Source organism: Amaricoccus sp., from assembly GCF_017995835.1.
Taxonomy (GTDB): domain Bacteria; phylum Pseudomonadota; class Alphaproteobacteria; order Rhodobacterales; family Rhodobacteraceae; genus Amaricoccus.
Genome location: NZ_JAGOID010000021.1, coordinates 1 through 5,040, shown reverse-complemented (window position 1 = coordinate 5,040; position 5,040 = coordinate 1). Strand labels below are relative to the sequence as shown.

Sequence of the window (5,040 nt, the reverse complement as noted above, 5' to 3'; positions counted from 1 at the left end):
ACTCCGGGTGGAAAAGGCGTCGCGTTGGTGCGAGATGGACAGGATCTTCGCCGACCGCATGCCGTCGCGGGGCCTCGCCCGGGTATTGCTCAACCTGCTCGATCGAGGTCAGGCGTGCGCGGGGGCGGCCCGTGGGCCGCCCCCGCGCGGGGGCGTCACAACACGAAGTCGAACGCCCGGTAATCGGCCGCGAGGACGCCGCCGCCGGCGATGCGCAGTTCGAACTCGAACGCCGCGTCGCCGTCGGTGTTGCCGCGGATGATCGTGTCGCCGTTGACGTTGACGGCGGTCAGCCGCCCGACCGCCGCGCCGCCGCCGAGGTGGAAGGCCTGGTTGCCCCCCCGCGTCGTGTCGGCGTCGATGCCCGCGAGGTCGATCCGGTCGCCCCCGGCGACGCCGGCGCCCTGGAAGGCGACGGCGACGCCGATCTCCTCGACCAGCACGTCGCGGGCGCCGGGCCGCGACTCCGTCGCCAGGTCGAAGTCGAAGACGTCGTCGCCGACCCCGCCGACCAGGGTGTCGACCCCGGCCCCGCCGCGCAGGACGTCCGCGCCCGTGCCGCCCATCAGGAGATCGTCGCCGAGGCCGCCGACCAGCGTGTCGGACCCCAGCGCGCCGTAGAGCAGGTCGCCGCCGTCGCCCCCGTCCAGTCTGTCGGCGCCGCCGAGGCCGTAGAGCGCATTCGCGGACGAGTTGCCGGTGATGCGGTTGGCGAGCTCGTTGCCGGTCCCCGAGAGGCTTCCCGCGCCGATGATCGTCAGGTTGTCGAGCCCCTGGCCCAGTTCGTGCGAGACGTAGGCCGCAACGGTGTCGACCCCGCCGGCGTCGAAGGGCTCGAGCGTCACGTCGCCGACGTTGTCGACGTAGTAGAAGTCGTCGCCGGCGCCGCCGATCATGACGTCCGCGCCTTGTCCGCCGTCGATCCAGTCGTTCCCGTCTCCGCCCTCGAGCCAGTCGTCGCCGCCGAAGCCGACGAGGTCGTCGTCGCCCGCGTTGCCGACGAGCCAGTTCGCCGTCGCGTTGCCGATGATGTCGTCGTCGCCCGAGCCGCCGAAGGCGTTCTCGATCAGCGAGCGGTCGTCGCCCTTGTATTGCAGCGCGTTGAAGACGTTGCCGCGCGCGTAGCCGCCGTTCGGCCCGCCGCCGAGATACGCGAGCTGGGCGCGGTCGAACACGTTGTGATACCCCGGCGTGAGGTTGATCTCGAGGTCCGTGGCGTAGTTCGACAGGTCGTAGGTGTCGTTGCCGCCGCCGTCCCAGATGGTCTGGAAGATGCGGTTGCCCCCCGGGTTGATCGCGAGCTGGCCGTTGACGTAGGTCCGGCCGTTGGTCGGATCCCAGGAATACCGGGTGTCGCCCGAGTTGATGCCGAAATCTGCGCCGTACATGTGCTGGAGCGCGGCGATGTCGTACATCATGTAGGACTGCGCATAGCCCCAGTCCTCGTTGGAGTATCCCCCGAGCCCGCCGCCCTCGTAGGAGCGGTAGGTCATCACCGAATACTCCATCGAGTCGGTGTCGAGCGGCAGCTTGCCGTAGCCCCAGTCCTCGTGGCCGTGCTTGAGCCCGAGCGCGTGGCCGATCTCGTGCAGGACCGTGTGGTAGTCGTAGTTCCCGGAGACGGGCGCCTGGCCGGAAGGACCGAACCAGATGTCGCCGCCGGTGTCGTTCGCCGCCGGGTAGTAGCCATAGGCGGTGTTGGAGTTGGTGTTGTTGCCGAAGCGGAGCGTGCCAGCGCCGTTGCCGTATCCGGCGAAGTCGACGTTGAGGTTGGTGAAGCCCTCGATCGAGAAGCCGTAGGCGCCGAGCAGGCCGGGCACGTAGGCCTCGATCCCGAGCGCGGCGTGGATGGCGTAGGTCTGGTGCGCCCCGACCCCGGAGAATCCGTTGAGGTCGTCGCCCGGATAGCCCGGCTGATAGTCGAAGACGCTGTCGGGCAGGCTGTAGGTGATCGTCGTCGCGTTCCACTTCGTGCCCTGTAGGAGCCCGTCCACGTAGGAGACGTAGTTCCGCGGCACGGAGGTCACGCCGATCCCCGGCGTGCCCCGCTCGTCGTCGCCGGGAACGTCGGGCGCATGGCGGGCGTCGTCGCCCTGCGTCGGGCGCCATCTGGGGTGATGCGGCGCGGCCTCGACCGGCCGGGCCGACGCGCCGGGGCCGTAGCCGAAGCCGAGGTCGAGGCGCCGCCCCTCCAATCCGGCGCCGGCGGCTTCGGCGGCGGTGGCGACCGCCGCGTCCCCCGCGTCGAGGCCGACGCCGGGCAGGTCGATGGAAACGAGTTTGCGGGCAATGGCGTGCATCCTGAACCTCCGTTGGACAGATCGGCGGAAATCTCATGGACGGCCGGATCGTCGCCAGTTCAGCAAATGAACCACCCCGGCGGTCCGCGGACGCCCTCCAGCGGGGCGCCGCGAGCCCGCGCAGCCGGCTCCGAGGCGCTCCGCGCATGTCGCGCTCGCGCGCCACGGCCGGCGACGGCCGCAGAGCCCTACCGCAGGTTGAAAGCGACTCATGCGCGCGCCCGAATTGCGCTCCATTTCCTGTACTGCGCCCGCGCGACATTCTGTCGCCCCGGCGCCGGCGATCCGGCGCGCTCGCCCATCGGCCTTGCGCCGGGCGCGAGCCATCGCCTATGAGCAGGGCCGTATCCCGGGTGGAAAGGCGCCGCGTCGATGAGTGAGACGGAACAGATCTTCGCCGACCGCATGCTGTCGCTCGGCCTCGCCCGGGTCTCCGAGCAGGCGGCCATCGCCGCGGCCAAGCTCATCGGCCGGGGCGACGAGAAGGCCGCCGATCAGGCCGCCGTCGACGCGATGCGCAAGCAGCTCAACCTGCTCGACATCCGGGGCGTCGTCGTCATCGGCGAGGGCGAGCGGGACGAGGCTCCGATGCTCTACATCGGCGAGGAGGTTGGCTCCGGCAAGGGTCCGGCGGTCGACATCGCGCTCGACCCGCTCGAGGGCACGACGCTGACCGCCAAGGACATGCCGAACGCGCTGGCCGTGATCGCCATGGGGCCGCGCGGTTCGATGCTGCACGCCCCGGACGTCTACATGGAAAAGCTCGCCATCGGCCCGGGCTACGCGAGGGACGTGGTCAGCCTGAACATGACCGCGACCGAGCGCATCCACGCGCTGGCCAGGGCGAAGGGCGTCGAGCCGAACGGGATCATGGTCTGCGTGCTGGAGCGGCCGCGACACGAGAAGCTCGTCGCCGAGATTCGGGCCACCGGCGCGCGGATCCGGCTCATCACCGACGGCGACGTCGCCGGCGTGATCCACGTGGCCGAGCCGGAAAAGACCGGCATCGACATGTACATGGGCTCGGGCGGCGCGCCGGAAGGCGTGCTGGCCGCGGCGGCGCTCAAGTGCATGGGCGGCCAGATGTGGGGCAAGCTGCTGTTCCGCAACGACGACGAGCGGGAGCGGGCGCGCAAGGCCGGGATCGGGGATCTCGACCGCATCTATACCCGCGACGAGATGGTGACGCAGGACGTCATCTTCGCCGCGACCGGCGTGACCGACGGCTCGATCGTCCAGGGCGCACGGCGCGACGGGGAATGGCTCGAAACCGAGACGATCCTGATGCGCTCCAAGACCGGGTCGCTCCGGCGGATCATCTACCGCCAGCGCAACCAGTGACCGAGCCGCGGTCCCGGCGCGGGCCGATCGTCTTCATGGCGGTCTGGCTGGTGATCTGGTCCGCGGCGATCCTGATCGTGCTCTGGATGCTCGGCGGCGCGCTGCTGTCGGGCGACCTCGGGCTGGCGCCGTTCCTGATGATCTGGCTCGGCGTCGCCGGGCTCGGGCTCTGGGCCGGGGTCCGGAGATTGCAGCGGCTCATGCGGATCCTTCCCGAGCCGGGGCCGCGGCCGACGCCGGACCGGCATGTCTGGCGCGACGACCTGCCGCCGGACGGTCGAGCCCAGAGCGGGCAAGACTGACATCGAAACCGGCGGCGCTGCCGGATCCCGCGCGGCTCTGCGACATGGGCGCGGCGCGGCCCGGATCAGCCGGGCCGTGCGCCGTGGCGAGAAGATCCGGCCCGGGCGTCCGTGCGGCTGCTTACTGCAGTGGAAGCATCAGATGGGCGTAGGGTGTGTCCGGATACATCACGTACGGCTTCGTCGTGTCCGGCTGCGCCCCGCCCGGATAGGCCGAGAGGTCCGCTCCCACGCTGAACACCATGAGATGAGGCCCCGTCGTCACCCAGTCGCGGCCGGACGACGGCTGGAGCGCGAACGGATCGAGGTTGTCGGGGTCGCTGCCCCCGGCCAGCATGTAGCCCATCCCGACGAGCCCCTGCGGCGGCGGTTCGTGCGCCATCCAGGCCTTCATCCAGCCCATCCAGCCCTGATCCGCGCACATTGGATCCGGGCCGGGCGTCTCGGGCACGTCCGGTATGCAGGTGTAGCCGTTCTGCCCTTCGCGCAGGGTCGTCATGTGGCCCTCCGCGTCCACCGTCACCACGGCCGCCTCCTTGGCGATGGCGGCGGGGGCGGCGCTTTCGGCGCTCGCGATGATCGCGGCCTCGTCCGCGCCCACGGCCGCGACCGGCGCGAAAACGCAGAAGGTTGAACCGGCGAGCAGCGCAGGCAGGAATGAGATGCGCATCAGACCCTCCCTATCGTGCGACGGGCGGCGCCGCGGGAAGGCCGATCACGCGTCAAGCCGCCGGATCCCGAATGCCCCCGCGGCGCCGCGCCCAATCATACGCCTACCGGACGCCGTCGGCCAGCGTGAACTCTGGCGGCTGCCCCGGGTGCGGGCTAGAGAGGCGGCAATGTCGGACGCCCTCCATCCCGCCTTCCTGCATGTCGAACGCTCCGCGACGGGCCGCCGCTGGGAGGGGCCGTCGCCGGAGGTCGCGCGGCTCGGCGCGGCGATCGCCCAGGGGACGGGCCTGCCGGAGATCGTCGGGCGGGTGCTGGCGTCACGCGGGGTCGAGCCGCACGAGGCCGCGGCCCATCTCGCCCCGACGCTGCGCGAGCTGATGCCCGACCCGTCGCGGCTCGCCGGCATGGACGTCGCGGCGGCCCGG

At 71.1% G+C, this 5,040-nt stretch carries 4 protein-coding genes and 1 pseudogene; 3 read left to right on the top strand and 2 right to left on the bottom strand.

From position 1 onward, the window contains the following. Window positions 1-155: 155 nt before the first annotated feature. A complete protein-coding gene (locus KBA23_RS05415; RefSeq protein WP_290737622.1) occupies window positions 156-2,300 on the bottom strand; it encodes a M10 family metallopeptidase C-terminal domain-containing protein in 2,145 nt (714 codons plus the stop codon). A 372-nt stretch (window positions 2,301-2,672) separates the two neighbouring features. On the opposite strand from KBA23_RS05415, the gene glpX reads away from it, so the two are divergent. Continuing rightward, window positions 2,673-3,641: a class II fructose-bisphosphatase gene (gene glpX, locus KBA23_RS05410; RefSeq protein WP_290737619.1), complete on the top strand. Its 969-nt coding sequence runs from the start codon at window positions 2,673-2,675 to the stop codon at window positions 3,639-3,641. After that, a complete protein-coding gene (locus tag KBA23_RS05405) occupies window positions 3,638-3,943 on the top strand; it encodes a hypothetical protein (protein WP_290737615.1) in 306 nt (101 codons plus the stop codon). Before glpX ends, KBA23_RS05405 begins: the two co-directional genes overlap by 4 nt. A 121-nt stretch (window positions 3,944-4,064) precedes the next feature. Here the strand turns inward: KBA23_RS05405 and KBA23_RS05400 are convergent, their stop codons facing one another. Further along, a complete protein-coding gene (locus KBA23_RS05400; protein WP_290737612.1) occupies window positions 4,065-4,613 on the bottom strand; it encodes a hypothetical protein in 549 nt (182 codons plus the stop codon). A 169-nt stretch (window positions 4,614-4,782) separates the two neighbouring features. On the opposite strand from KBA23_RS05400, the pseudogene KBA23_RS05395 reads away from it, so the two are divergent. Further along, window positions 4,783-5,040, top strand: a pseudogene (locus KBA23_RS05395) (single-stranded-DNA-specific exonuclease RecJ); the annotation flags it as partial.